The sequence below is a fragment of the Photorhabdus antumapuensis genome, from assembly GCF_020387775.1.
In the GTDB taxonomy this organism is placed as follows: domain Bacteria; phylum Pseudomonadota; class Gammaproteobacteria; order Enterobacterales; family Enterobacteriaceae; genus Photorhabdus; species Photorhabdus antumapuensis.
Genome location: NZ_JAHZMK010000033.1, coordinates 140,120 through 166,212, shown reverse-complemented (window position 1 = coordinate 166,212; position 26,093 = coordinate 140,120). Strand labels below are relative to the sequence as shown.

The window sequence follows — 26,093 nt, the reverse complement described above, 5'->3', positions numbered from 1 at the left end:
CCGTGATGGTGAAGATAAAGCCAAAGCAGCCGCTACCGCCGTGGCCGCAACTGCCCGTAGCGCGGTAGCGGAAGGGGAAGGGCTGGTGATGCGTTACATTGGTGGAGATGCCACCAGTGCCGGGCGCTGGCTGGCGGCACCCAATCCGGTAACGGTTGGGTTAATGGGGCTGTTTTATTCACCGGAGTTGAATGACGGTGAGGAAGATTACCTAACCCCGCATCGCTTGAGACAGATAGCGGAACAGTACGGTAAAGCTTCTACTCGCGTGCGTTTTCGCTGGATCAGAGATGAAAAAAGCGGCAGGATAACGGTTCAGGGATATCATGTCAGCCCGGAAGGCGGTCTGGATAAAGTGCCGGTTCGCATGATGACGCTGAATCGGACCACCGGTAATTACGAGTTCTGGGAACCGGGGGAGAATAGGCCAACGATTTTATGGACGCCGAACGAGCAGGAGTTTCAGGTTCCAGCCCATACCGGGAATGAAGAACGACCGTTTATTCCGTCGCAAATAACCGTGTTGCCTATCCCGGATAAAGTGGGCAGCGATATTGAATCGTTACCTATGCCGGAAGAGAAGGATTTCCGCGATTATATTTTGGTTCTCCCTATTCCGAATATGCCGCCGGTGTATGTGTATTTGAGTAAGCCGCCGGTGAAACCGCTGGAGGTAGGGGAATATAATGATCTTGCGGGGCGTAGCCGTAATGATGGAATGGATATTGATCATATTCCTTCTAAGGCAGCGTTGAAAATTTATTTGGCAGGCAAGTATGGACATAAATTATCTGGGGATCAGTTGGAAGCTATCCTGAAAGAAGGGGTTGCTATAGCTATTCCTAAGCGCATACACCAAAAATATAGTGAAACCTATGGTGGTCGTAATTCTTTGACTAGAAAGCTTCAAGATGCTTCTGATTTGAAAACAGCGGTAGATAGTAATTTTAATGCTCAATTACCCGCTTTACGGGAAGAGGGGTATACCGATGAGCAGTTAAGCAAAGCATTGGAAGAGCTACACCGATTGAACAAAGAGCAAGGGTGGTATGAATAATGGTAGATATTATAGCAATCATAAAAAGCTTGGGGCTGACGGCAGATTTTTTGGTTGAAAAGAAAATTATTTCTGCTGGAAAATTTAAGTATATGTTTGAGGGAGATGAGGAATTTTTTTATAAACCTGAATCAGGTATGAGACTTGTTTTTGATGATGCTTCAAAGCAGTTAAAATCGATACAATTCACGTTGACCAATATCTATGACAATAGTGGTGTATATAGTGGAGAAATGCCTTATCCATTTTTACATTCAATGGATAGAGCAATCGTTAGAGCATTTATGGGGGAACCTGATTCTGTTGGTAGTCCAGAGAAAATCCCTGTCATTGGTATCGTTGGTGGATATGATTCATATACACATAAGCTGAGTGAGCAATATCCTAATACAGAAATTCGTTTTCTCTATTTGGCTGATCTACGGGTGCATGCATTAATCTTTGAACGTATTGTATAAGCGCTTTCTGGAATATTTTTCTACTTTTATTGGATAGCGGTTAATAAACCGTTATCCGTGTTTATATGTTAGGAAAAAGGTGTTCTTTTGAAACCCATCATGTGGATCCGGTCAAAAATGGTGGTTAATGTTAAAGTATTAATAAATAGTCTAATAAAATCTTATTAGGAAATTCTTTATTTAAGAGCAATTTCTTAATTATTTCTCTTGGATAAAGGGTGTTAATTATGATTATTTAATCTCTCTACGAGAAAGTTTACTCCAGATTGAAAACGTTAATAAAATCATTTCATTTTGGAAAATGTATTTTATGATTAAACGACTCATGTTCTGATTTTTCTTTTTCCCCAAAATGGATATAAGTATTAATAGCATTAATTTTTGTTTTTCATTTTTCACTGATAATTTTATAATAAGCCGGTTTTAAACTGTTTTAAAAGCCATGATGTTAATCATTGGTTTTAATCGGTATAAATTTTTAACCATTTTTTCAACTATGGTTTTTACCACTTTTAACGTCTGCTTTTTATCAAGTTTAATCATCATGGCATATCGTGGTTTTACGTTTAATGAACGTTAATCATACCCGATTTTATTTTTACTGACGTTGTTTTACCGGAAATTCTGGGCAGTTTTAATAAATTACCATCCTTTATTTTATCTTGATAAATCAGTAAGTAACCTGATGAGATTACGGATAATCAACTTTTTTCAGGGCTTAAATCCTGCCAGATTAACCGTTTTATCCATTTTTTTGTTGCGTTATTTTTAGAGTTTCCTTCATAAAATAATGGCGAGAAAGCGTTTAAATACCAGTCTGTTCGGATAATATTCCTGTATTCACATTTTTAAATGGTTATAGCAGTAAAATAAGCAGAGTATAAAATCGTTGATAAGAAACCCCACGCTAATCACTTGTGATTGAGTGTGGGGAGTAAATCACACATCTTCAATGATTATGGTATACCAACAAGTTTGATTCACGACTCTACATTTACAATGCTTGTTGCTTCAGGAACCTCAATTAATTTTCCTGACTTCACATCATAGATGTACCCATATATAGCGATATTTGCGGGCACAAGGGGGTGAGTACGAATACGGTGAATATCTTCAACTAAACTATTAACTTGATTATCAATAGTAAGCCATTTGATATATTTTCCCTCGGATGAGCCTGTGCCGTTGCCGATATCTTTAAATCCCTCATCCGTCATGATTACACTTTCCAGGCTGCTTTCCAGTAGATCGCCCATGATATTGTCTGTAAAAAGTTCCATCCCACAATGAGTATGGTGAATGACAAACCACTCTTTTGTTCCAAAAAGTTTGTAAGAAATGATAAGTGAACGAATGGCATCATCACTGGCTCTTCCGCCTGCGTTACGAATAATATGAGCGTCACCTTCAGATAAACCTGCAAATTTTGCTGGGTCCAGCCTAGCATCCATACAAGTCAATATGGCAAATCGTCTGACAGCCGGTAAACCAAGATTTTTTTTATCATCACCAAAAGTTTCTGCATATGCAATATTAGCATCACTTATTTCTTTGATAACGTTGCTCATCCTCTCTCCTTCATATTTTTTGGTTTAGTAAATTATAATGTAAAACAAAAAGATAGAAATAAAACTCAACTTCTTGATAAAGCCAGAATATCTATTTAATAAATGAATATGAGTCTGAAAACACAGAATACATAAATAAAATTTATGAAAATATATACTTGTATCCTTTGTACTGGTCAAGTGAAACAGGGTGTTTTTTTGAAGGGCTCTGGATTGCATATCGAAGATTGGACTGTTTAAGAGCGCCGTAGGAATGTAAAAATACGGCGCTATTATTTGAAAATAAAGAAATTATTTCAATTTGGCAAAGCAGCGGGCGGCAGCATTAACAGTACGTTGAATATCTTCATCAGTATGAGCGATAGACATAAAACCCGCTTCAAATGCAGAAGGGGCTAAATAAACCCCTTCATCAAGCATCAGGTGGAAGAAATGTTTAAAACGTTCAATATCGCAATTCATCACATCCTGATAACTAGATACTTTTTCCTCATCGGTAAAGAAAATGCCAAACATACCGCCAACATGGTTAACCACCAGCGGAATGCCAGCCACTTTTGCTGCCTTCGTCAGGCCAGTAGCCAAATTATCTGTTAGCTCAGTCAGGCGTTGATGTACACCGGGCTGAGAAACTTCTTGCAGGCAAGCAAGGCCGGCAGCCATTGCAATCGGGTTACCGGATAAGGTTCCAGCCTGATAAACAGGGCCAATGGGGGCTAATTTCTCCATCACTTCATAACGCCCGCCGAAAGCGCCAACGGGCATACCTCCGCCAATGATTTTGCCAAGGCAAGTTATATCGGGTTCGACATCGTAATAAGATTGTGCGCCGGATAGGGCGACGCGGAAACCGGTCATCACTTCGTCGATGATCAACAAAGCACCGAATTCATCACACAGCGCGCGTAGACCGGGTAGGAATTCAGGTAATGGCGGTACGCAGTTCATGTTGCCGGCGACAGGTTCGACAATAATACAGGCGATCTCTTGAGGATATTTTTCAAACGCTTCCCGAACTGAACTCAAATCGTTATAGGTACAGGTTAGTGTATGTTTGACGAAATCAACTGGAACCCCCGGTGAATTTGGTTGGCCGATAGTCAACGCGCCAGAACCAGCTTTCACCAGCAAGCAATCAGCGTGGCCGTGATAGCAACCTTCGAATTTGATGATCTTATCGCGATGGGTATAGCCACGGGCCAACCGGATAGCACTCATGGTCGCTTCTGTGCCTGAGTTGACCATGCGTACCATATCCATTGATGGCACCAGTTCAGTTACCAATTGTGCCATTTCCACTTCGGCGGCGGTGGGGGCGCCAAAACTTAATCCTTGCTCCGCAGCTTTGATAACGGCGTTACGGATAGCGCTGTGGTTATGTCCCAGTACCATTGGCCCCCAAGAGCCGACATAATCGATATAGGCTTTACCATCAACATCATAGAGATAAGCGCCATCAGCATGTTTGATAAACAGCGGCGTGCCACCAACACCGTTAAATGCACGTACCGGAGAATTGACACCGCCGGGAATAAGTTGCTTTGCCTGAGAATAGAGGATGTCGGATTGGCTCATGGAAGGCTCCTGAATCTATTTTTAAGTGGGTTTGTCGTTTGCCCCACGGATTATAATGCTCTTAGAACGATAATTCCGGGTTTATTCTTGACATAATCAAGAAATGGCGAATCGACAACTTTTTTATTCGCAGCAAGTGAGGATGCATTCCTCAGCATTGGGCCATGATCTGTCATAATAAAAATCCCTGTGTGTGTAACATCCAGCCCGGCAAGATGAGTATATATTCCAATATAATCGCCCGTTTTTAGGTTCTTAATAACGGAATCATCGACTTTATCGCCAGGAATATATTTAATATCTCTTTTGATAACACTTAGCCCGGGGATATATTTGTTACCATCAGCCTTTTTATTTAGACTTTTGGTGATTCTTATGTAAGAGGAGCTTATTTCATCTGTTACATCTTTGGCATTTAATTTTTCTCTGGTTGACCAGTCTGTAAAGAAGTGTTTTCTTTGCAAAAAGCTAATCTTTCCGTCGATATATCTTGTTTGGATGAGATTTTTTACAAAATCATTTTGGTCGTTGGATTTCCTTAGCGATTCTACATAGTCAAGGAAAGTAAAACAGTCTAGCCCGTTGAAGTCTATAACTAATTTTTCAGATTCAGTAGGGGAACCAATGAGTTTATTTGCGGCATAGGGTGTGCCCAGGAATTGATAAGAGACGTTTTTTATTATTTCACCAGGATTATCTTTATTTCCCGGTTTTACCTGATTTTCTATAATTTCATTAATTTTTTTCGAGGCATAGCTGTCAATATCGACTTGTTTGCTATGAGCAGCACAGCCTGCCAAGGTGACAGCAAGCATCAGTGGCAACATTTTTCGCATAGGAACTCCATGTGGTTACTTTGAAAAATATTCAATAAAGTAACTAATCATGATGATAAATCAATATTTTTTCTTTCTTAACCGTTGATTGATTGACGGAGGGTTTAACTATACGTGGCGGCTTACCGCCCTTTGAGGCTATTATAAAAGGTCGGCATTTGTCGCTAAGGTAGCATCAATGGTAAACAAATGTGTGATAATTTTTTGGCGGTTCGTGTGTTACCAAAATGACAAAACTTGAACGAACTAATCAGGTATTGGATAATTCGAGTTATTAATGATCGGCAAATTTCTGAATGTTTTTGCCGGGTTCCGGTCTGGAGTAAAAATGATGAGCGATGATATCGCATTACCTTTGCAGTTTACTGATGCTGCTGCTAACAAAGTGAAAATCTTGGTTTCGGATGAAGAAAACTCAAACTTGCGTTTACGGGTTTATATCACCGGTGGAGGATGTAGTGGCTTCCAGTATGGTTTTACCTTTGATGATCAAATAAATGAAGGTGATATGACCATTGAGAAACAGGGTGTGGAGTTGGTTGTTGATCCGATGAGCCTGCAATATTTGGTTGGCGGCTGTGTTGATTATACCGAGGGTCTGGAAGGTTCACGTTTTATCGTCACGAACCCTAATGCGAAGACAACCTGTGGTTGTGGCTCTTCTTTTAGTATCTGATTCCAGGCGATTTCCCGCGATGGGGCTGTGAATATAATATGGCCTATTCGCGGGATATTCCTATACATAGTTGTTCTGCTGCCAGAATGATGCGTGGTCCTGCGCGATGAAACCAATCTTCATGTAATGTAATCACTTTGGCACGCAATTGTGGATGCCAGAAATTTTCAATTAGTCTGACCTGTTCTTGCCCACCACTGATAACAATCGTCTCAGGTTTCCGAGTAAGTACTTGCTCACGGCTTACTTGTGGCCAGGGAACGGGGCTGTCAGCGAAAATATTTCTGCCACCACAGATTGAAAGCACTTCACTTTGCAGTGTCTGTCCTGAGGCAGTAAACAGAGACTGAGTGCCGAATTGTAAAAAGACTGGTTTTGGGGTTGTAGTGGCATAGTTTTGTTTCAGTGCAGTGAATCGTTGCCGAAGTTCAGTCGCCGATTTTTTTGCCTGTTCAGGATGAGGGCTATATTCAGCGAGCCGCTCTAAATCCTGAGCTATCTGTTCGGTGGTGGTAGGATCGGAATAAAAGATTTTAATACCAAAAGAAGCGAGTTGTTCCAATGGACGTTGGGGGTTACCGCCACGCCATGCCAGAATCAAATCGGGTTTAAGGGTAATAATTCGTTCCAAATTAATGCCTTGCCAGTTGGCTACTTGCTCAAGTTTACGGGCTTGAGGGGGATAATCAGAGTAGGCGCTGGCTGCAATCAGATTGTCACCTAACCCGGCGGCATAGGCCAATTCTGTGGTTGACGGAGATAAACTGATTACCCGTAAGGGTGTAGCATACAGAAAATGACTGAAACTACTGAGAAACAGTAAAAGCAATAATCCAATTGAACCCGTGCTTTTTATCCATTTCATTGATGTTCGCTCTTTAAAACATGAAATATGTTGCCCGCAAACACGCCCGAAAATATTAATCAGGGCGTGATTCTTTCAATAATATATTATTGGTCTTTACTCAGCGTTGTCAGCATTGCGTTGACCATTAATGTAGATTGGCGGGCTGCCACGGCAAGAAATTCATCAAAGCTGATATGAGATTCTTTATCCGCCACATCAGAGATAGCACGCACAATTACAAACGGAGTGTTGTATTGGTGGCAGACATGCCCTATTGCTGCGGCTTCCATTTCTACCGCCGTCACTTGTGGGAAAGTCGCCCGGATACGTGCCAGTGGTTCCGCGCCATTAATAAATGCATCACCACTGCAAATCAGCCCACGTACTGCGTTCAGATTCAGTGAATGAATACACTTTTCTGCCAGATCAATTAGCGGGTCATCCGCTAAAAAAGCCGGGGGGCATTGTGCCATCTGACCGGGTTCATAACCAAAAGCGGTAACATCAGCATCATGATAGCGAACTTCGCTGGATACCACGATATCACCAATTTGTAGCTTCGGATCAAGACCACCCGCTGATCCGGTGTTAATAATCACATCAGGCTGACAATGTTCAAGCAGCAAAGTTGTACCAATTGCAGCAGAAACTTTACCAATACCGGATTTTAATAAAGCGATCTCCACGCCGTTGAGTTTACCGGTATAGATTTCGCAGCCACCTCGTGACAATGTTTGGCGATCTTCAATTTGATCGCGCAGTAAAGTCACTTCTTGCTTCATAGCACCTATCACGCCTACTTTCATGATGTCATACTCGCTGTTGATTAATTAATCATATAAAATCATTCCGTGTTTGAGTTTAACATCTAATACGAAACAATCAGATAATCTGTGGTGTAAAGCAGTGCTATCTCACAAGTCGGGGGATAAATGTCCGGGATAGACTTTAGTCAGAAGCTTAATTATCAGCGTAAATATCGTCAGTATGATATTGATCCTGAGGATGAAGAACGGGTTATTCGTCAGTTTGAAAGCGATCGTGGGCGGATTATGAATTCAGCGGCTATTCGCCGTTTACAGCAGAAAACACAGGTTTTTCCGTTAGAAAATAATGCGGCTGTCCGCAGTCGCCTGACGCATTCATTGGAAGTGCAACAGGTTGGGCGCTATATTTCTAAAACGATTATTAACGAATTGAAAACGCGTAATTTGCTGGCTTATTACGGGTTGGATAAACGGCTGTCATCATTTGAAAGTTTGATTGAAATGGCTTGTTTAATGCACGATATTGGTAATCCGCCATTTGGTCATTTTGGTGAAGCGGCAATTAAAGATTGGTTTGCCAGAAAGCTCGATCTTAATTTTTCCTTGGAAAATATTAAGCGAGAAGATCGATGCGAAATATTGGCGTTGCGTTTGTGTGGTGATGTGAAAAAAGATCTCTTTCGTCGCCAGTTGCGTAAAGATTTATGTCAGTTTGAAGGGAATGCTCAGGCTATCCGTATGGTGCATAGCTTATTAAAACTCAATCTGACTTATGCCCAGGTTGGCTGTATTCTAAAATATACTTGTCCTGCTTTTCGTCTTGAAGGAACACCAAATCAATTTAATTATCTGATGAAAAAACCCGGTTTTTATTGGTCGGAAAAGAATTTTGTCCGTGAATTGCGTCGTGAGCTTAAGATGGGTGAGTTTTGCCGCTTCCCGCTGACTTATATTATGGAAGCAGCAGATGATATCTCTTATTGTCTTGCTGATCTGGATGATGCTGTTGAAAAAGCGATTTTTAGCGTCGATACATTGATGGAATATTTGGAACAGGAGTGGCAAGGGAACGGCGGTCATCGGGCCGGGGATCTATTCGATGTGACGGTCAGAAAGGCGTATAAGGGAACTCATGGTAACGAATTACGTCGAAGTCAGCAGGATCAATTTTTTATGTATCTGCGGGTTTATATTACCGGTAAGCTTGTGCCTTATACTGCTCGTCGTTTTATTGATCATCTTCCAGCTGTTTTTGAGGGTTCATTTAATCAAGCGTTACTTGAAGATAAGAGCGAGGAGCATCGATTACTTAAAACGTTGAAGAACATTGCTTGTAAGAGAGTGTTTAATCATCCAGAAATTGAAGAATTGGAGTTACAGGGATATCGAGTTATTAATGGGTTATTGGATTTTTATTATCCGTTATTGAAGATGGCTCGTCAGGATTTTGTGGAATTAAACCAGAACAATTTCCACAAGGACTATTTTATGGAAACTCGACTGTTACACAAACTTTCTACCAAGCATCGTCTGGCTTATGGTGAAGCAGTGGAGAAAATAGTTGCCACTGATGAATCTGAAAAAGACCTAATGGAATTCTATTACCGTGCCCGTCTTATCCAGGATTACATCAGTGGCATGACAGATAATTATGCTTACGAAGAGTATCGCAGATTTATTGTATGCAATTGATATTTTCGCCGCTACTCAATATCTTTTGGGCGGCGGTAAGGACATGATCAATTTCATCTGTCAGTTCCAGCAATTCAGGTTCGATATTCGTTAATGGAATGCCTTGTTGTAATTGTTGTTCAATTAATTGGCAGAGGGCTTTAAGTTGTGGTACACCGCTATAACAGCAACTACCGTGTAGTTTATGGATCTGCTGTTGATAATCTTCCACCATTTCTCCTGACAACACTTTTTCTGTGATTGTTTTAATCGTTGGCAGTGAATCTACCAACATTTGCAACATGATTATAGCTAACTGCTCTTTTCCTACTGCCTGTTGTAGTGCTAATGCCCAGTTAATATGTTGTGATTTTGGCATTTTGACGTAGCGATTTAACACCGATCTCAGACGATCTTCATCGAGAGGTTTAGTCAGGAAATCTTCAAACGGAGATTGATCTGTATCGCTCTTTGGTCGGCAGGTATAAGCGGTAACCGCAATGATCGGTGTACTGCGGTGTTGCGGCAGTTGGTGGATGTGTTCGGAAGTACAGATGCCATCCATGTCTGGCATATGAATATCCATCAGAATAACATCAACATGGTGAGAGTTTGCTGACTGCAAAGCCTCTTCTCCACTGCTACATAGCACTGTTTTTTCTACGGTTTCTTCCAGTAATGAACCTATTAGTTTGAGGTTGGCTGGATTATCATCAACGGCCATGATTGTCATGGGTAAACGCGGGGGATGGATAAGTGTTTTTTGTGGTACAACTGAGTCGGTTAGAATGAAGTCATCTTTTCCTAGCCACAAATCAAAACGGAAAACAGAACCTTTTTCTGGCTCGCTGGTAAAACTAATATTTCCGCCCATTTCCCGGATTAGTTTCCTTGTAATAACCAGACCGAGGCCGGTACCGCCATAACGGCGAGAAATACTGGCATCTGCTTGATGAAAAGCCTGAAATAGATGCGGTTGCTGCTCAGGGCTGATACCGATACCTGTATCGCTGACAATAATCTCTAAATTGATTTTATGGTGTTGCTGTTGTATCAGATTGATCGTTATCTCCACGGAACCTTGATCAGTGAATTTAATTGCGTTACCAATGATATTGGTGAGTATTTGCTGAAGGCGCGTGGGATCGCCTATGACCAGGTTGGGGATTTGGGGATCAATATGGTGAGTTAGCTGAATATTCTTGCTTTTAGCGCTGAGTGTTAGTAGAACCATGACTTCATCAATCGTATCTTGTAGCAGGAATGGAACGTTTTCTAGTATCAATTTATCAGCTTCAAGCCGTGAAAAATCCAATATGTCATTGATAATGTTCAGCAGATGATTAGCGGAACGTTCAATAACATACAGATATTCAGTTTGCTGCATTGTTAAAGATGTTTTCAGTGTTTGGCGGGTAAAGCCAATTACGCCATTAAGTGGTGTGCGTAATTCATGAGACATATTTGCCAGAAATTCAGTTTTTATTCTGGCGGCTTCCTGCGCGCGTTTTTTCGCTATTGCCAGCTCAACGTTCTGAATTTCGAATTGCTCCATTGTTTCCCGCAGATCCGACGTGGCCTGATCAATATCATTTTGCATATCTTCTTTATAGCTGGAAAGCGATTTTGCCATTGCGTTAATGCCATTTTTCAGCGTATCTAATTCACCAAAATATTTCCCTCTGACACGGCTGTTTAATTGCCCTTGGCGAATGCTATCGACAGTACTGACCATATCGCTGATAGGTTTTGTGATCTTACGAACCAAATGGTAGGCGAACAGTGATGCCCAACTAAGGCAAATCAGTAATAGCAATATAAAAATAACGATTTCTTTATATTGCTGTAAGTGAGCTGATCGTAAATCAAGATCAATGGCGATATAACCAATTGGATGCAAAGATGGGGTATCATAATTTTGCTGATTCTGAGATAAATGGTGTTCTGAAATAATGGGCATGTGTAAAATAATACTGTTTTTAACCTCCATTTTTGTCAGGGTTGTTGGTAGAGGCATATCGGGTGCTATCTGTAGTTGAGCTGAATTGTATTTATAGTTTGATATATCAAATAGCTGATTATCATCATTAAAAATAGCAATCGCCCGAACTATCTCAGAATTTCTGCGGTGAAGCCGGGTTATCAATGAATTGACACGTTCACGGTTATGCAGGTTGATGCCAATTTCACTGGCGATGGAAAGAGGTTCAATAATACTGATCCCGGATCGAACAATCTGGTTTTTCAGTTCACGATAGTGATAACAGAGGAATGAGATACTGAAAAACATGCCAACCAGTAAAATTGGAACCAGAATCAGGCTCATCATGCGGATGCGTAAGCTATATTTGGTCATAATCGTCCATTATGGGAAAATAAGAACTTAATAATTCATAGTCCATAAGAATCATGGTGCAATTTTATTCCCCCAATCGCCGAACAGTAAATCGACATATCATCACAGTTACTGCTGATAATCTGGATGCCCAGGGGCAGGGCGTAGCTCGCCATCAGGGTAAAACTATTTTTATCGCCGGGTTATTGCCCGGTGAACAAGCACAGGTACAACTAACGGAGGAGAAGCGCCAGTTTGCAAAAGCAAAGTTGGTTAAGCGTTTATCTGACAGTCCATATCGTGTAAATCCTCGTTGTCCCCATTTTGGAGTATGTGGCGGTTGTCAGCAACAACATGTTGCACCGGATTTACAACGTGAAAGTAAAGCCAACGTTCTCGAACATCTGATCAAGCGGGAAACGGGTGTAGCGGTTTCTGCTAAGCCGGTGATTCTTGGTCCTGAATATGGTTATCGGCGCCGGGCAAGGCTTGGTTTACATTATCAAATCAAACAGCGCCAACTGATGATGGGATTTCGGCAAAATCAATCCAATGAATTAGTTGCTATAAAAGAATGCCCTGTTTTGCGACCTGAACTGGAACAGTTATTGCAGCCATTATCTCAGTGTCTGAATAATTTGAAAGCGGTTAAACGGTTAGGGCATGTGGAATTGGTGCTAGCAGATAATGGTCCATTGATGATATTGCGCCATCTTGATCCCTTGAAAGAGGAAGATAAGGAGAAACTATGCACGTTTTCTGTGCAACACAACGTTGCTATCTATCTAGCGGCGGATGAAACTTCACTTGAATCGCTGAATGAACCTTCGGAACCTTGGTATCAGGTAGGTGGCCTGAAACTGGTTTTCAGTCCAAGAGATTTTATTCAGGTTAACGATCAGGTGAACCAACAAATGGTTGCTCAGACGATGGAGTGGCTCGATTTACAACCGAATGACAGAGTACTCGATCTGTTCTGTGGAATGGGGAATTTTACCTTACCTATTGGTCGCATAGTGCAATCTGTGGTCGGAGTCGAAGGGGTTGCCACGTTGGTAGCGAATGGGCAATATAATGCCAGATTAAATAATTTGGATAACATATCTTTCTGCCATGAAAACCTGGAAGCTGACATACATCATCAACCCTGGGCGAAACTGGGGTTTAACAAGGTCTTATTAGATCCGGCGCGTGCTGGGGCGGTAGGCGTCATGTCACACATTGTTAAGCTGGCGCCGGAAAAGGTGGTCTACGTCTCTTGTAATCCAACAACATTGGCGCGGGACAGTAAGATTCTGCTTGAGGCTGGCTATCAAATTATCAGTGTGCGGATGCTTGACATGTTTCCGCATACGGGTCATCTGGAGTCAATGGTACTATTTAGTCGTTAGATCGTGGTTGGGTAGACGCTATGAAGTCGTCGGGAGAGATTATGGTTGCGGTAAGAAGTGCTCATTTAACCCCTGCGGGAGAGTTTGCAGTAAACAAGTGGATCGCGAGTTTAAATGTAGCGAATCTTCAATTGGGTGAAACATTAGCCGAAACCTGGCGTTATTGTCACGAAAAAGCGCAAAATCATCCTGATTCAGAACTTCTTTTATGGCGTGGTGTAGAGATGGTTGAGATCCTCTCCACGCTAAGTATGGATAATGACAGTATGCGTGCTGCGCTACTGTTCCCGCTGATGGATGCCAAATTACTTGACGATCAAACCGTCACCGAGGCGTTTGGTAGTGTGATTACCAATCTGGTGAAAGGCGTTATGGAAATGGATGCTATTCGTCAGTTGAAAGCCACTCATCACGATTCAATCTGTTCCGTGCAGGTTGATAATGTTCGCCGGATGCTACTGGCAATGGTGGAAGATTTTCGCTGTGTCATTATCAAATTGGCAGAGCGGATTGCCCATTTGCGGGAAGTTAAAGAGGAGACTGAAGATGAGCGTGTATTGGCTGCGAAAGAGTGTTCCAATATTTATGCGCCGCTCGCTAACCGACTAGGTATTGGTCAACTTAAATGGGAACTTGAGGATTACTGCTTCCGTTATCTCCATCCTGATGAATATAAAAAAATTGCGAAATTACTGCATGAGCGCCGCATTGATCGTGAGCAGTATATTGATTACTTTGTCAATACATTACGTAAGTATACGCTCAAAGAGGGTGTCACCACTGAGATATACGGGCGTCCTAAACATATCTACAGCATCTGGCGCAAAATGCAGAAAAAATCGCTGGCATTTGATGAGCTGTTTGATGTTCGGGCTGTACGGATTGTAGTTGAACGTTTGCAGGATTGTTATGCGGCACTAGGGATAGTACATACTCACTATCGTCATTTGCCGGATGAATTCGATGATTATGTGGCTAACCCGAAGCCTAATGGCTACCAATCTATTCATACCGTAGTGCTTGGGCCGGGTGGTAAGACACTGGAAATCCAGATTCGCACTCGTCAGATGCATGAAGATGCAGAATTGGGAATAGCCGCCCACTGGAAATATAAAGAGGGGGCAATGGCGGGCAGTCGTGCGGGATATGAAGGACGCATTGCATGGCTACGTAAATTGATCGCATGGCAGGAAGAGATGGCTGATTCTGGTGAGATGCTGGATGAAGTTCGCAGCCAGGTGTTTGATGATCGGGTATATGTATTTACACCGAAAGGGGATGTTATTGATCTCCCAGCCGGCTCTACGCCGTTGGATTTTGCTTACCATATTCACAGTGATGTGGGGCATCGTTGTATCGGTGCGAAAATTAGTGGTCGTATTGTGCCATTCAGCTATCAATTGCAAATGGGCGATCAGATTGACATCATCACGCAGAAACATCCGAACCCAAGCCGCGATTGGTTAAATCCAAACTTGGGCTATGTCACCACAAGCCGTGGTCGGGCGAAAATCCATAATTGGTTCCGCAAACAAGATCGGGATAAAAATATTATTGCGGGTCGTCAGATGCTGGATAACGAACTGGCCCATCTGGATCTCAGCCTAAAAGAAGCGGAAAAGTTGCTGATTGCCCGTTATAACGTCCATACACTTGATGAAGTGTTGGCGGGCATTGGTGTGGGTGATATCCGCATTAACCAGTTAACCAATTTCTTGCAAAGCAAATTTAATAAAACCACCGCAGAAGATGCAGATCGGGAAGCGCTTCGCAATTTAGAGAGTAAATCACATCCTCAGCGCAGTTCTGCTAAAAATGATGGGCGGATTGTGGTAGAAGGTGTGGGTAACTTGATGCATCACATTGCCCGTTGCTGCCAGCCCATTCCCGGCGATGAGATTGTCGGTTTTATCACTCGTGGTCGGGGTATCTCTATCCACTGGGTTGATTGTGAACAACTGGCTGAGTTGCAGGAAAATGCGCCGGAAAGGGTAGTAGATGCGGTTTGGGGAGAGAGTTACTCCAGCGGTTACTCACTGATTGTGCGTGTCGTTGCGAATGATCGCAGTGGATTATTACGTGATATCACCACGATCCTGGCGAATGAGAAGGTGAATGTGCTTGGGGTGAGTAGCCGCAGTGATGTAAAACAGCAGATTGCTACCATTGATATGAATATTGAGATTTATAACCTGCAAGTACTGGGACGGATCTTGGCGAAAACCAATCAGTTACCGGATGTTATTGAAGCCAAACGTCTTCATGGCAACTGACCGCAGGAAAATTTGGATAAAAAATGAAATCATCTGCTATATACACTATGGATTTCAAGATGCATCGCGACGGCAAGGGAGAGAATCCCCGGGAGCATAGCGAACTATGTGACCGGGGTGAGCGAGTGCAGCCAACAAAGAGGCAACTTGAAAGATGACGGGTATAAAACGGTTATTAGAGATTATGGCGCAGTTGCGCCATCCTCAACAGGGATGTCCCTGGGACAAACAACAAACATTCAAAACTATCGCACCTTATACATTAGAAGAGACTTATGAAGTCATTGATGCCATTGAGCGTGGTGATTTTTCTGATCTGAAAGAAGAATTGGGTGATCTATTATTTCAGGTGGTGTTCTATGCTGAAATGGGCAAAGAACAGCAGTTGTTTGATTTTGATGATATCTGCCATGCGATTAGCGATAAGCTGGAGCGCCGCCATCCACATATTTTCGGTCAGCAACAGAATATCAGCAGTGATGTCGCTACGAGTGGTTGGGAAAAACATAAGGCGCAGGAAAGAGCGCAAAAAGATCTACATTCGGTCCTTGATGACATTCCGACAAGTCTGCCGGCATTGATGAAAGCGTATAAAATACAGAAACGTTGTGCTGTAGTTGGTTTTGACTGGGATACTTTAGGGCCAGTGCTGGACAAAGTTTACGAAGAGATCGACGAAGTGATGGATGAAGCTCATCAGGCGGTTGTTGATCAACAGCATCTGGAAGAGGAGATTGGCGATTTATTGTTTGCCGTTGTGAACTTATCCCGCCATCTGGGATACAAACCGGAAATTGCATTGCAAAAAGCATGCAATAAGTTTGAGAACCGATTTAGAGAAGTAGAAAAACTTATCCTGAACCAAGGCCACACCTTGGAAGCGGCGACATTGGAAGAAATGGAACAAATGTGGCAACAGGTTAAGAAGCAATAATCGCAAAGCTGAGATTTTCAGTTTCTTGCAGTAAAGGCGATTTTTCTTAAAGAAACTAACCTAATGAATTTAAATAATAATTAGGGGGGGTTCTTGATTAAGGTATGGTGGAAAATACCTTATTTGCGTTCAGATTATTTGTGGCAAATTTAAGGTTCGGGTATACTGCTTTCCCGTCCTGGTTATATCCATCATCTTTAAACCTAAACTTTCAGGTTCAGCATGAAAACTAATTATATTTTTGTGACCGGCGGGGTCGTATCCTCTCTGGGTAAAGGCATTGCCGCAGCCTCTTTGGCGGCTATACTCGAAGCCCGTGGACTCAATGTCACTATTATGAAACTGGACCCGTACATCAATGTCGATCCAGGTACGATGAGCCCAATCCAACATGGGGAGGTCTTCGTTACTGAAGACGGCGCTGAAACTGATCTCGATTTAGGTCACTATGAGCGTTTCATCCGCACTAAAATGACTCGCCGCAATAACTTTACGACGGGGCGGGTTTATTCCGAAGTTCTGCGCAAAGAGCGCCGTGGCGACTATTTGGGGGCGACTGTTCAAGTTATTCCTCACATCACCAATGAAATCAAAGATCGCATCATCAGTGGTGGTGAAGGTCATGATGTGGTGCTGGTGGAAGTCGGTGGTACTGTCGGTGATATTGAATCTTTACCATTCCTTGAAGCGATTCGCCAAATGGCAGTAGAAGTTGGCCGTGAACACACTTTATATCTGCATCTGACACTGGTGCCTTATCTGGCAGCGGCTGGCGAAGTCAAAACTAAACCTACTCAGCATTCGGTAAAAGAACTGCTTTCTATCGGTATTCAACCGGATATTCTGATTTGCCGCTCAGATCGCGTCATTCCTGCTAATGAGCGTGCAAAAATTGCTCTTTTCTGTAATGTACCAGAGAAAGCGGTTATCTCCCTAAAAGACGTTGATTCCATTTATAAAATCCCAGGGCTATTGAAATCTCAAGGCTTAGATGATTATATTTGTAAACGATTCAGCCTCGATTGTCCGGAAGCAAATTTGTCCGAATGGGAGCAAGTCATTTACGAAGAAGCTAATCCTGCCGGTGAAGTTACTATTGGGATGGTGGGTAAATATGTTGAACTGCCTGATGCGTACAAATCCGTGATTGAGGCATTGAAGCACGGTGGATTGAAAAATCGCCTGACGGTTAACATCAAACTGATTGATTCCCAGGATGTTGAAACTCGTGGCGTTGAATTATTGAAGGGGCTGGATGCGATTCTGGTTCCTGGTGGTTTCGGTGGCCGTGGTGTGGAAGGCAAAATCATGACAGCCCGTTATGCTCGTGAGAACAAAACTCCTTATCTGGGGATCTGTCTCGGCATGCAGGTAGCATTGATTGAGTTTTCTCGTCATGTTGCGGGCTTGGAAAAAGCCAGCTCAACAGAATTTGAACCTGATTGCCGGTTCCCAGTTGTTGGTCTGATCACCGAATGGCGTGATGAAGACGGTAATTTAGAAGTGCGTAGCGAAGAGAGTGATCTTGGTGGAACGATGCGTGTGGGTGGTCAGCCATGTCACCTGACAAAAGATAGCTTGGTGCGCGCTTTGTATGGGGCAGATACGATTGTTGAGCGTCATCGGCATCGTTATGAAGTGAATAATTTACTGCTGAAACGTATTGAAGATGCTGGTCTGCGGGTAGCAGGTCGTTCAGTGGACAGTAAATTAGTAGAAATTATTGAGATCCCAGACCATCCTTGGTTCGTGGCTTGTCAGTTCCACCCAGAATTTACTTCCACTCCTCGTGATGGCCATCCGTTGTTTACTGGTTTTGTTAAAGCCGCCGGTAAATACCAGAAAGGCCAGCTCAAATAAGATGTGCAGTGAGTGACGGTATGAACTATTCCGTCACTTATCTGAAATGTAACTTGTACTGAGGAAAACCTAATGTCCAAAATCGTTAAAGTGATCGGTCGTGAAATCATTGACTCCCGTGGTAACCCAACCGTAGAAGCAGAAGTGCATCTGGAAGGGGGTTTTGTGGGTTTAGCGGCTGCACCCTCTGGTGCATCTACCGGTTCTCGCGAAGCGTTGGAACTGCGTGACGGTGACAAATCCCGTTTTATGGGTAAAGGTGTACTGAAAGCTGTTGATGCAGTAAATGGCCCGATTGCACAAGCAGTTATCGGTCAGGATGCTAAAGATCAGGTTAACATCGACAGAATCATGATCGACCTGGATGGTACTGAAAATAAATCTAAATTCGGTGCTAATGCGATTCTGGCGGTTTCTCTGGCTAATGCTAAAGCCGCAGCAGCAGCGAAAGGCATGCCGTTGTACGAGCACATTGCTGAATTGAATGGCACTCCGGGTAAATTCTCTATGCCATTGCCGATGATGAACATCATCAATGGTGGTGAGCACGCGGATAACAACGTTGATATCCAGGAATTTATGATTCAACCGATTGGAGCAAAAACGCTGAAAGAGGCGGTTCGTATCGGTTCTGAAGTTTTCCATCACTTGGCTAAAGTTCTGAAAGCAAAAGGCATGAGTACTGCGGTTGGTGACGAAGGTGGCTATGCGCCTAACCTGGAATCTAACGCTGCTGCGCTGGCGGCTATTAAAGAAGCGGTAGAACAAGCAGGCTATGTTCTGGGCAAAGATGTTACTTTGGCTATGGATTGTGCTGCTTCTGAATTCTACAACCCAGAAACCGGTAACTACGAACTGAAAGGGGAAGGTAAGACTTTCACTTCTCAGGAGTTCACCCATTACCTGGAAGATTTGACCAGAAAATATCCGATTGTTTCTATCGAAGATGGATTGAATGAATCTGACTGGGAAGGCTTTGCTTACCAGACGAAAGTATTGGGCGAGAAAATCCAGTTGGTTGGTGATGATCTGTTTGTTACCAATACTAAGATCTTGAAAGAAGGTATTGAGAAAGGCATTGCTAACTCCATTCTGATTAAATTCAACCAGATTGGTTCTCTGACAGAAACACTGGCAGCGATTAAAATGGCAAAAGACGCAGGTTACACTGCGGTAATCTCTCATCGTTCTGGTGAAACAGAAGATGCGACTATTGCTGATCTGGCCGTAGGTACTGCGGCAGGTCAAATCAAAACCGGTTCTATGAGCCGTTCTGATCGCGTTGCTAAATACAATCAGTTGATCCGTATTGAAGAAGCTTTGGGTAACCGAGCTCCTTTCTATGGCCTGAAAGAAGTAAAAGGTCAGTCTTAATAGGTAATTAATTAAGTATTAGAATTAAAATTAAACAGGAGGGGTAAAACCCTCCTCAGATAATTGGCTACCAAGTCATATTTATAATCTTTTGACGTGTGGCTACAAAAAGGCTACGGTGTTCTAATCAAACACACAGGGGAGCATTTACTATGACTGATACTGTTGTCAGAGCCAGGGTGTCACCAGCCTGCAAAGCGGCGGCAATGGCAAATGCCAAAGCACTTGGGCTCGATTTATCTACCGTTATACGTATGGTTATTAATCGATTAGCCGCAGAAGGTCGGCTACCGGATGGGTTGCTGCAACCGAATAGCGAGACGTTACAGGCAATTCATGATCTAGAGAACGGGATAGGTGTTCACCGTGCCAACACGCTTGATGAATTAAAAAGTGATTTAGGCTGGTAACAGTGTTGATTTTCGTTTATCAGAGCCGATTTAAAAGGGATGCCAAAAAGTACGTCAACAATAAAAAAGCGCAAGAAATCATTATGAAAACCCTTGCGCTTTTGCAAACCGGCCAGCCATTACCACCGAAGTATAAAGAACACCGCCTGAATGGTAACTATATTGGTTATTTGGAATGTCATGGAGCACCGGGTTTACTACTGATTTATCGACGTACGGACACTGAATTGATCTTGTATCGATTTGGTAGCCATGCTGATTTATTCGGATAGTAAGAGGATAACTGATGGATTTTTAAATATGTTTGTTGAGCGGAGAGCTAGCTGTGATTCGAAGAGAAAAAATTAAGTTGAGCTGTGTGTAATAGGTTGATGTTTGAGCATGACAAACCTGAAATAATTTTATTCTTCCAAATGAAAGGCTAAAACCCTCCTTCATAAGGGTAATAGCCTGATAACTTCTACAACGTCAATTTTTGAGTTTTCCTGAGGCAGTCGGTCGGTGCAGCCATGTTTTCACATATGAAACTTTTCGCCGATGGCTTAATAGCGAGAATCCCCCCTTTAATGTTGCTGAGAAGATTTACCTTGATATAACGGATTTTAGTTAGCTGTCTTAATAACAGTTCGGACATAGTCGTACTTGGCAACTGGACCTTGTATTGGTGTGACAGAATTCCCCGGTAAACTGAGAGCGGGATGATGTCCGATGGTCGGGCTCGGAGCTACGGCTGCAAGGTCAAAAAGAAAAAATGTTTAAACAAGACGAAGATCTATTTTTTGATAAAAAAGATACGCTAACCTTTATCCAACTTCTTTTATGGGAATTATACCCTTGTCTAATATCATACATACTTGTTTTATAACCGGGATCGTAAGAGAAAAAGGTATTCAGCGTACGTGAAATTATAAAGATCTCCTTATATTCCATACGTTATATCAATCACTCTTTAAGAACTCCCCTGCTCCAAAAATTAATGGATCCTTCGGGCATCCTTATACATATGATCCATCATGGTAAAGGATATTGATGAAAATGAATCAGCGAGAAACTAACGTAAGTATACTGGCAGGGAATTCACGAGTTTATCTTAATAAGGATAGTGAGATAATTGTTGAGGCTCAGTTGAAAGCCTTTGAGGCTGCTCTGATGTTCGCCAAGCGAAGCCAAGATGAATGTGGCCAATTACCGAGGATATCCGTGGCATTCGATCATCATGGGATATTCCGCCTCCAGTTCCTGATAAATAACCTCACTAATTCTCAAAAACGGAACCCCCGCCTGAGTCATCTCCATGCCTCGATCAGGAATATCTTCTTGCCCGTAGCAGAAAAATGTCAGATTCCGCTTAGTGAAATACGTGTTATTCACGAAGATTCAGCCAGGCAGCACCTTGTCCATATTTTAGCCTCCGGGGAAATACCCGAAACCATCACACGGCGGATGGTGTCCAAAAACCTCGCTGACGGCAAACCGTCGACATCAGATGTTTCTTACGAAGAGCCGACTCAGAAACTCACCTGTGCGGCAATTACGAAGGAGTATTTTGAGAAAGCCGCAGGTGATCACAAAAGCTCAGACGCTATTCTGGAGGTGTTCTTTGAGGACTGCGCTTGGTCGAGAGCCTTGGCATATGTGCGTGGGCTACAACTCAGCCATATGCTTGGTGTTTCAACTGCCATTCGTCTTAATCTTGTTAATGAAGAGGGGGAGGTGAGTAAAGGCGATGTCATTACTGCCTAGCAGATATAGTCAAGATAATAAAAAAATAATTTCATCTTTGTTTATTAAGGGGGAGAATTATGTACAACTTAACTCGGCCGATATATTTGGATAACAATGCTACAACGCCATTAGATCCCGATGTGCTTCAAACTATGATGCCTTATTTTACCTTCGCTTATGGAAATGCTTCCAGTAATAACCATGCATTTGGGTGGAAAGCTATGGAAGCTGTTGATAATGCAAGAAAAGTGATATCAACATCGATAAATGCGACGAGTCATTCCGACATTATATTCACATCTGGCTCCACTGAGTCGAACAATCTTGCAATCGCGGGCCTTCAACATCGGGGCAAAAGAGGGCATGTCATTACATCGACAATCGAGCATAAGGCGGTTCTTGATTGTTGCGGCAGGCTCGAATCAATGGGAACGGAGGTGACCTATTTACCGCCGCAAAGCGACGGCATCGTATCTCCAGACTCAATATCTCGTGCAATAAGAGATGATACTTATCTTGTTTCGATTATGGCCGCTAACAACGAGATTGGTTCAATACAAAAAATTGAAGAGATAGGCGCGATCTGTAAGGAACGTGACATTCCTTTTCATACAGACGCCACGCAAGCGCTCGGCAAAATAAAATTTGATGTACAGCGCATGAATATAAGCCTTGCCTCATTTTCCGCGCACAAAATATATGGACCAAAGGGGGTTGGTGCACTTTATATTGATTCCCGCAATAAGAATATAACACTCTCTCCTCTCATTGTTGGAGGAGGACATGAACGAGGCTTACGTTCTGGAACCCTTAACGTCCCGGGGATAGTAGGTTTCGGGCGCGCCGTCGAACTGTCTGTTAAAAACTTACCTGATGAGTCGATGAGGTTACGTTATTTACGGGATTTGCTTCGATTGTATATTATCGAGAATATGGCTGACGTTCGGATAAACGGTCATCTCACCGAATGTCTTCCCGGTCTGTTAAATGTCTCTTTCAACGGTTTGGATGCTGATTCGCTTTTGCTGGAGCTTTCCGAGATTGCGTTGTCCTCTGGGTCTGCATGCACATCCGCTAACAGAGCTCCGTCACATGTACTGAAGGCAATAGGGGTCAGTGATGCTCAGGCTCAAGCCAGTGTGCGCTTCGGACTGGGCAGATTTAATAATGAGGATGAGATACGGTATGTTTGTCTCCGTCTGGAAAAAGCGGTGAATAAACTGAGGTCGATGGCGCCAAAGCCATTCGGCATCCTGTAATAATTAAGATGGAGTTTGACTCATGCGAACAATGTCGGCACTTTTTCTCCTGTTCGGAACCCTGTTCACAGCGGGGGGATATGGCGCCACCTTTCTTATTTCCGCGTATTTTCGGTCACAAGGGGGGAGTGACATTGACACTGGGACGACCCTTGGCGTGGCCTTGGTCGGCACCTTGATTGGCGTTCCTTTGGTGGGATGGTTTGCCGGGCAACTGGAAGCATCGCGCCTTGCAGCCCTTGCGGCGTTGGCGATGTCTTGTGGTTATTTTCTTTTAGGCGGTTTCAGTGGTGAACTGAGTTACATCCCGCGTATTGCGGCGTTCTTGATTGGACTCGGTTGGGGAATGTTCTATATCAGTGGGCCTATGGCATTGTCGGAGCGTGTCACTGACGCTGACCGGGGGCACTGGTTTACTCGTTTCAGCGCGTTTCAAATGGCTGGGATTTGTGGCAGTCCCATCCTCCTTGCCGCAGCGGTTGAACAGGCAGGAATACCCATCCAAATAACGTTTCTCTTTGTTGGTGTCATTGGTATCCTCGCCTCATTACTTCTGGCGACTTTTGGGATCAAGGAGCCGCATGGTCAACGGGAGTTATCACTGAGACCTTGGGTGAAAAAAATAACCAAGATTGCTGCAAGTAGCGCGATCCGTCCCATTGTGATGGTGGGTCTGGGGGGCTGTGTATTCTCTGGAATGATGTCGTTCCAAAGTTCGCTGGTCGAAGGGACTCGAGCAAATGCAAGTACATTCTTTGCTGTACATGCAGCGACCGTGGTTGTGTCGCGGCTTTTGTTGGCCCGACATTTATCGACGATGCCTCGTATCCCGTTAGTCATCGCGCTGATGTTATTCTTAATCATGGGCATTTTGGCTTTGCTAGGCATACCTGTTCACCCTATGTTCCAGATTGTGGCGGCCATGTTAACGGGAATAGGGTATGGATTGGTGTATCCCGTTATTCAAACATGGGCAGTAAACGACTCTGCGCTTGAGAATCGTCATGCTGCCCTCACTTGGTTCGTTGTCGCCTACTTTGTGGGGATATTTGGATTTCCGGTAATAGGTGGATGGATATTAGTTGGTGCGGGCAAGACCTTATTTATCCTAACTCTAGCTGCAATAGCTTCTCTTGAACTTGTGGTGGCATTATTGGGAGGGCGGTGGTTTGATCGCATTAAGGACAGGCTGACGGCACAGAATTAAGCATGTTAACGGTTATTCAGCCAGTCGATAATTATCGACTGGCTGATTTGCCGTTGCACAAGCAATTTTTCGATGACCATAAAGTATTTAAATTTTGAATCTGTCTAGTCCCGCACTTCGACATTATCGATTGAGCTGGGAGCAGTCACTTGGCGTCATTCCTCGTAATAGAAGCGCTTTTTTAGGGCATTCTCTAATGTATTTAATGCGGCTTCCAACATTTCCCAAAACAACTAAACTTTTTGAATATTCTAATATCTAGAAAAGAAAATTTTTGAACAATTAAAGTTCATTTATGACCGTTTAATCGTTAGATATAACATTTTCCTATTCGGAGAATATTTGGCTGTACTTAACGGGGTTTTACGTCTTGGTGCAGCTATTTTTAAATATTCCGCACCAGTGCGGACTCAGGGAAAAGCTGTAACAATATAAAAATATTAATTTGAAGAGAGTATGAATATAGCACCTTGAATAACCAAACTGAGAGGAGAATAAGGAATGATTGTCAAAAACGACTGGCACCCGGCTGATATTATTGCAGGGCTTAAAAAACGGGGAACGTCGTTAGCTGCTGTTTCAAGAGAAGCGGGGCTTGCATCATCTACTTTATCAAATGCTTTGCACCGTCCGTGGCCTAAGGGTGAACAACTTATTGCTATTGCTTTGAATTGTGAGCCTTTCGAAATATGGCCAAGCAGATATTCTAAATAAATTAAAATAAACTTCTCGAAAAAAATCAATGAGAAGAGATTAAATGCCTGAAGCTTTTCTTGTGTCTTTTGGAAAGCTTCAGGCATGATTGAAATGGAGTTATTAACGTCACTCCTTGATGTTTATCATAATTAATTTTTTTGCATCAATTATTTAATCTTTTGTATTGTGTTGACACTTCTCTCTATATTTCTGTTGATTTCACGGATCGTCAGATAGGCGTAGTATTCCAAAATCGGGTAAACCAAAACTTTTTTGGCGGCGATTAGGGTTCTGTTAGACAGAACCCTAATGGAATAGTGATAATAACGATGTGGTTCATTGTTATGCCAGAGGTATATAGGGATTAGGGTTAATAAATCGGGTCGGGGCGTAGTTATCATACCCCTTACCCCTGCAATATTCTTTTAACTGGCTTAATGAGTTTATCCCTATTTTTTGGTAAATAAATTGTAACCTGCTTTGTACTGTTCTATATGTGATACCTAATTTTCTCGCTATGTCTTTAGCGCTTAGCGATTGCAACGCAAAAAATACTATATCGAACTCTCTATCTGTAAAAATCTCAGTTGGGTTGCCAAATGATAATGATTCAGGAGGTTTATTAATTTCCATATGATACATGGAAAAAACTTCTAGCTTTCTAGCTCTGCCTACTACGCCAATCGACTCTCCATTTTTTATCAAAGGCGCGACATCCGCCATAAATGGTTGAATAATTTTATCCCTACCACCATACATAAATGTAATCAAAGTAGGAATGACTTTTTTTTCCTCCATCACTCTATGGTCATTAGATTGAATGATATCAGCAACCTCAGACCAATAAACCGGACACTCACTATCCAGTTTACCTTCAACATTAAACCCTTTGGGTAGTCCGCTATGATGAAGTCCATAATCATTCATATAGATAAATCTCGACTCCTTATCTTTTATATACCAGAACTCATTACAGTTCTCCATGTATGATATGAAGGCATCAAAGCTTTTTGAATGAATATCCAGATCTTTATTTACAGAGAAATTCATCGTGTTATCTTTCATAATTTCACCTATCATGATTGAACTATAAAACTGTGATAACGTCCATGTGAGGTATCCCACAAAACTGCTTTTCGCGTTGTTAAGCGAGTTTTGGTCGGAGTATAGGGTC

22 protein-coding genes are annotated in these 26,093 nt (G+C 42.7%); 15 read left to right on the top strand and 7 right to left on the bottom strand.

The genetic code is table 11. The features are described from left to right. Positions 1 to 1,057, top strand: a 1,057-nt coding sequence (locus KZ793_RS14510) for an S-type pyocin domain-containing protein (RefSeq protein WP_225815982.1), incomplete at its 5' end; no start/stop codon positions are given. Next, positions 1,057 to 1,515 carry a DUF6392 family protein gene (locus KZ793_RS14505; RefSeq protein ID WP_225815981.1) on the top strand — a complete coding sequence of 153 codons (459 nt, stop codon included), beginning with the start codon at positions 1,057 to 1,059 and terminating at the stop codon, positions 1,513 to 1,515. The genes KZ793_RS14510 and KZ793_RS14505, both read left to right, overlap by 1 nt. A 980-nt stretch (positions 1,516 to 2,495) precedes the next feature. Here the strand turns inward: KZ793_RS14505 and KZ793_RS14500 are convergent. The 3 genes from KZ793_RS14500 to KZ793_RS14490 all read right to left on the bottom strand — a co-directional run bounded on the left by KZ793_RS14500 (position 2,496) and on the right by KZ793_RS14490 (position 5,494). Next, entirely contained in the window at positions 2,496 to 3,083 is a 588-nt protein-coding gene (locus tag KZ793_RS14500; protein WP_225815980.1) for a beta-class carbonic anhydrase, read from the bottom strand. 291 nt (positions 3,084 to 3,374) lie between these two features. Next, on the bottom strand, positions 3,375 to 4,658 hold the full coding sequence (gene hemL / locus KZ793_RS14495) for a glutamate-1-semialdehyde 2,1-aminomutase (RefSeq protein ID WP_225815979.1): 1,284 nt from the start codon (positions 4,656 to 4,658) through the stop codon (positions 3,375 to 3,377). Positions 4,659 to 4,708: 50 nt separating this feature from the next. Further along, positions 4,709 to 5,494, bottom strand: coding sequence for a DUF1460 domain-containing protein (locus KZ793_RS14490; RefSeq protein ID WP_225815978.1), 786 nt, complete (start codon positions 5,492 to 5,494; stop codon positions 4,709 to 4,711). Positions 5,495 to 5,825: 331 nt separating this feature from the next. Here KZ793_RS14490 and erpA point away from each other — a divergent pair, with 331 nt between their 5' ends. Beyond that, positions 5,826 to 6,170, top strand: a complete 345-nt coding sequence (erpA, locus tag KZ793_RS14485; RefSeq protein ID WP_225815987.1) for an iron-sulfur cluster insertion protein ErpA — start codon at positions 5,826 to 5,828, stop codon at positions 6,168 to 6,170. Between the two features lie 43 nt (positions 6,171 to 6,213). Here the strand turns inward: erpA and btuF are convergent, their stop codons facing one another. Both btuF and mtnN read right to left on the bottom strand, forming a co-directional pair. Further along, positions 6,214 to 7,035, bottom strand: coding sequence for a vitamin B12 ABC transporter substrate-binding protein BtuF (gene btuF, locus KZ793_RS14480; protein ID WP_225815977.1), 822 nt, complete (start codon positions 7,033 to 7,035; stop codon positions 6,214 to 6,216). A gap of 86 nt (positions 7,036 to 7,121) precedes the next feature. Further along, entirely contained in the window at positions 7,122 to 7,823 is a 702-nt protein-coding gene (mtnN, locus tag KZ793_RS14475) for a 5'-methylthioadenosine/S-adenosylhomocysteine nucleosidase (protein WP_225815976.1), read from the bottom strand. Positions 7,824 to 7,949: 126 nt separating this feature from the next. Here mtnN and dgt point away from each other — a divergent pair, with 126 nt between their 5' ends. Next, positions 7,950 to 9,476 (top strand): dGTPase, encoded by a 1,527-nt coding sequence (gene dgt / locus KZ793_RS14470; RefSeq protein WP_225815975.1) that lies wholly within the window; start codon positions 7,950 to 7,952, stop codon positions 9,474 to 9,476. Here dgt and KZ793_RS14465 read toward each other — a convergent pair. Then, the gene (locus tag KZ793_RS14465) at positions 9,460 to 11,811 is read right to left on the bottom strand and encodes an ATP-binding protein (protein ID WP_225815974.1); all 2,352 of its coding nucleotides are present in this window, start codon (positions 11,809 to 11,811) and stop codon (positions 9,460 to 9,462) included. The two genes, dgt and KZ793_RS14465, sit on opposite strands and share 17 nt — an antisense overlap. 53 nt (positions 11,812 to 11,864) lie before the next feature. Between KZ793_RS14465 and rlmD the strand changes: the two genes are divergently transcribed. From rlmD to KZ793_RS14405, 11 genes are all read left to right on the top strand, one after another. Next, a complete protein-coding gene (gene rlmD / locus KZ793_RS14460) occupies positions 11,865 to 13,181 on the top strand; it encodes a 23S rRNA (uracil(1939)-C(5))-methyltransferase RlmD (protein WP_225815973.1) in 1,317 nt (438 codons plus the stop codon). Between the two features lie 41 nt (positions 13,182 to 13,222). Next, complete coding sequence (gene relA / locus KZ793_RS14455; protein WP_225815986.1) at positions 13,223 to 15,454, top strand: GTP diphosphokinase; 2,232 nt, start codon at positions 13,223 to 13,225, stop codon at positions 15,452 to 15,454. Positions 15,455 to 15,608: 154 nt separating this feature from the next. Further along, positions 15,609 to 16,388, top strand: a complete 780-nt coding sequence (mazG, locus tag KZ793_RS14450) for a nucleoside triphosphate pyrophosphohydrolase (protein WP_225815972.1) — start codon at positions 15,609 to 15,611, stop codon at positions 16,386 to 16,388. 222 nt (positions 16,389 to 16,610) lie between these two features. Next, positions 16,611 to 18,248, top strand: coding sequence for a glutamine hydrolyzing CTP synthase (gene pyrG, locus KZ793_RS14445; protein WP_225815971.1), 1,638 nt, complete (start codon positions 16,611 to 16,613; stop codon positions 18,246 to 18,248). Positions 18,249 to 18,320: 72 nt separating this feature from the next. Then, positions 18,321 to 19,622: a phosphopyruvate hydratase gene (gene eno / locus KZ793_RS14440; RefSeq protein WP_225815970.1), complete on the top strand. Its 1,302-nt coding sequence runs from the start codon at positions 18,321 to 18,323 to the stop codon at positions 19,620 to 19,622. Positions 19,623 to 19,774: 152 nt separating this feature from the next. Further along, positions 19,775 to 20,032, top strand: coding sequence for a type II toxin-antitoxin system RelB/DinJ family antitoxin (locus KZ793_RS14435; RefSeq protein ID WP_049583252.1), 258 nt, complete (start codon positions 19,775 to 19,777; stop codon positions 20,030 to 20,032). A 2-nt stretch (positions 20,033 to 20,034) separates the two neighbouring features. Further along, positions 20,035 to 20,304, top strand: a complete 270-nt coding sequence (locus KZ793_RS14430) for a type II toxin-antitoxin system RelE/ParE family toxin (protein ID WP_225815969.1) — start codon at positions 20,035 to 20,037, stop codon at positions 20,302 to 20,304. A gap of 763 nt (positions 20,305 to 21,067) precedes the next feature. Continuing rightward, the gene (locus KZ793_RS14420) at positions 21,068 to 21,775 is read left to right on the top strand and encodes a hypothetical protein (RefSeq protein WP_225815968.1); all 708 of its coding nucleotides are present in this window, start codon (positions 21,068 to 21,070) and stop codon (positions 21,773 to 21,775) included. Positions 21,776 to 21,834: 59 nt separating this feature from the next. After that, entirely contained in the window at positions 21,835 to 23,016 is a 1,182-nt protein-coding gene (locus KZ793_RS14415; RefSeq protein ID WP_225815967.1) for a cysteine desulfurase family protein, read from the top strand. 22 nt (positions 23,017 to 23,038) lie between these two features. Continuing rightward, entirely contained in the window at positions 23,039 to 24,223 is a 1,185-nt protein-coding gene (locus KZ793_RS14410; RefSeq protein ID WP_225815966.1) for an MFS transporter, read from the top strand. 501 nt (positions 24,224 to 24,724) lie between these two features. Continuing rightward, positions 24,725 to 24,937, top strand: a complete 213-nt coding sequence (locus tag KZ793_RS14405; RefSeq protein ID WP_118986784.1) for a helix-turn-helix domain-containing protein — start codon at positions 24,725 to 24,727, stop codon at positions 24,935 to 24,937. A gap of 324 nt (positions 24,938 to 25,261) precedes the next feature. On the opposite strand, the gene KZ793_RS14400 is transcribed toward KZ793_RS14405, so the two are convergent. Next, positions 25,262 to 25,984: a helix-turn-helix transcriptional regulator gene (locus KZ793_RS14400; protein WP_225815965.1), complete on the bottom strand. Its 723-nt coding sequence runs from the start codon at positions 25,982 to 25,984 to the stop codon at positions 25,262 to 25,264. Positions 25,985 to 26,093: the final 109 nt, after the last annotated feature.

What these genes read in the sequence shown, in the direction of transcription:
- KZ793_RS14505 (WP_225815981.1), top strand. Translation starts at nt 1,057, where the DNA reads ATGGTAGATATTATAGCAATCATAAAAAGCTTGGGGCTGACGGCAGAT.
- KZ793_RS14500 (WP_225815980.1), bottom strand. Translation starts at nt 3,083, where the DNA reads ATGAGCAACGTTATCAAAGAAATAAGTGATGCTAATATTGCATATGCA.
- hemL (WP_225815979.1), bottom strand. Translation starts at nt 4,658, where the DNA reads ATGAGCCAATCCGACATCCTCTATTCTCAGGCAAAGCAACTTATTCCC.
- KZ793_RS14490 (WP_225815978.1), bottom strand. Translation starts at nt 5,494, where the DNA reads ATGCGAAAAATGTTGCCACTGATGCTTGCTGTCACCTTGGCAGGCTGT.
- erpA (WP_225815987.1), top strand. Translation starts at nt 5,826, where the DNA reads ATGAGCGATGATATCGCATTACCTTTGCAGTTTACTGATGCTGCTGCT.
- btuF (WP_225815977.1), bottom strand. Translation starts at nt 7,035, where the DNA reads ATGAAATGGATAAAAAGCACGGGTTCAATTGGATTATTGCTTTTACTG.
- mtnN (WP_225815976.1), bottom strand. Translation starts at nt 7,823, where the DNA reads ATGAAAGTAGGCGTGATAGGTGCTATGAAGCAAGAAGTGACTTTACTG.
- dgt (WP_225815975.1), top strand. Translation starts at nt 7,950, where the DNA reads ATGTCCGGGATAGACTTTAGTCAGAAGCTTAATTATCAGCGTAAATAT.
- KZ793_RS14465 (WP_225815974.1), bottom strand. Translation starts at nt 11,811, where the DNA reads ATGACCAAATATAGCTTACGCATCCGCATGATGAGCCTGATTCTGGTT.
- rlmD (WP_225815973.1), top strand. Translation starts at nt 11,865, where the DNA reads ATGGTGCAATTTTATTCCCCCAATCGCCGAACAGTAAATCGACATATC.
- relA (WP_225815986.1), top strand. Translation starts at nt 13,223, where the DNA reads ATGGTTGCGGTAAGAAGTGCTCATTTAACCCCTGCGGGAGAGTTTGCA.
- mazG (WP_225815972.1), top strand. Translation starts at nt 15,609, where the DNA reads ATGACGGGTATAAAACGGTTATTAGAGATTATGGCGCAGTTGCGCCAT.
- pyrG (WP_225815971.1), top strand. Translation starts at nt 16,611, where the DNA reads ATGAAAACTAATTATATTTTTGTGACCGGCGGGGTCGTATCCTCTCTG.
- eno (WP_225815970.1), top strand. Translation starts at nt 18,321, where the DNA reads ATGTCCAAAATCGTTAAAGTGATCGGTCGTGAAATCATTGACTCCCGT.
- KZ793_RS14435 (WP_049583252.1), top strand. Translation starts at nt 19,775, where the DNA reads ATGACTGATACTGTTGTCAGAGCCAGGGTGTCACCAGCCTGCAAAGCG.
- KZ793_RS14420 (WP_225815968.1), top strand. Translation starts at nt 21,068, where the DNA reads ATGAATCAGCGAGAAACTAACGTAAGTATACTGGCAGGGAATTCACGA.
- KZ793_RS14415 (WP_225815967.1), top strand. Translation starts at nt 21,835, where the DNA reads ATGTACAACTTAACTCGGCCGATATATTTGGATAACAATGCTACAACG.
- KZ793_RS14410 (WP_225815966.1), top strand. Translation starts at nt 23,039, where the DNA reads ATGCGAACAATGTCGGCACTTTTTCTCCTGTTCGGAACCCTGTTCACA.
- KZ793_RS14405 (WP_118986784.1), top strand. Translation starts at nt 24,725, where the DNA reads ATGATTGTCAAAAACGACTGGCACCCGGCTGATATTATTGCAGGGCTT.
- KZ793_RS14400 (WP_225815965.1), bottom strand. Translation starts at nt 25,984, where the DNA reads ATGAAAGATAACACGATGAATTTCTCTGTAAATAAAGATCTGGATATT.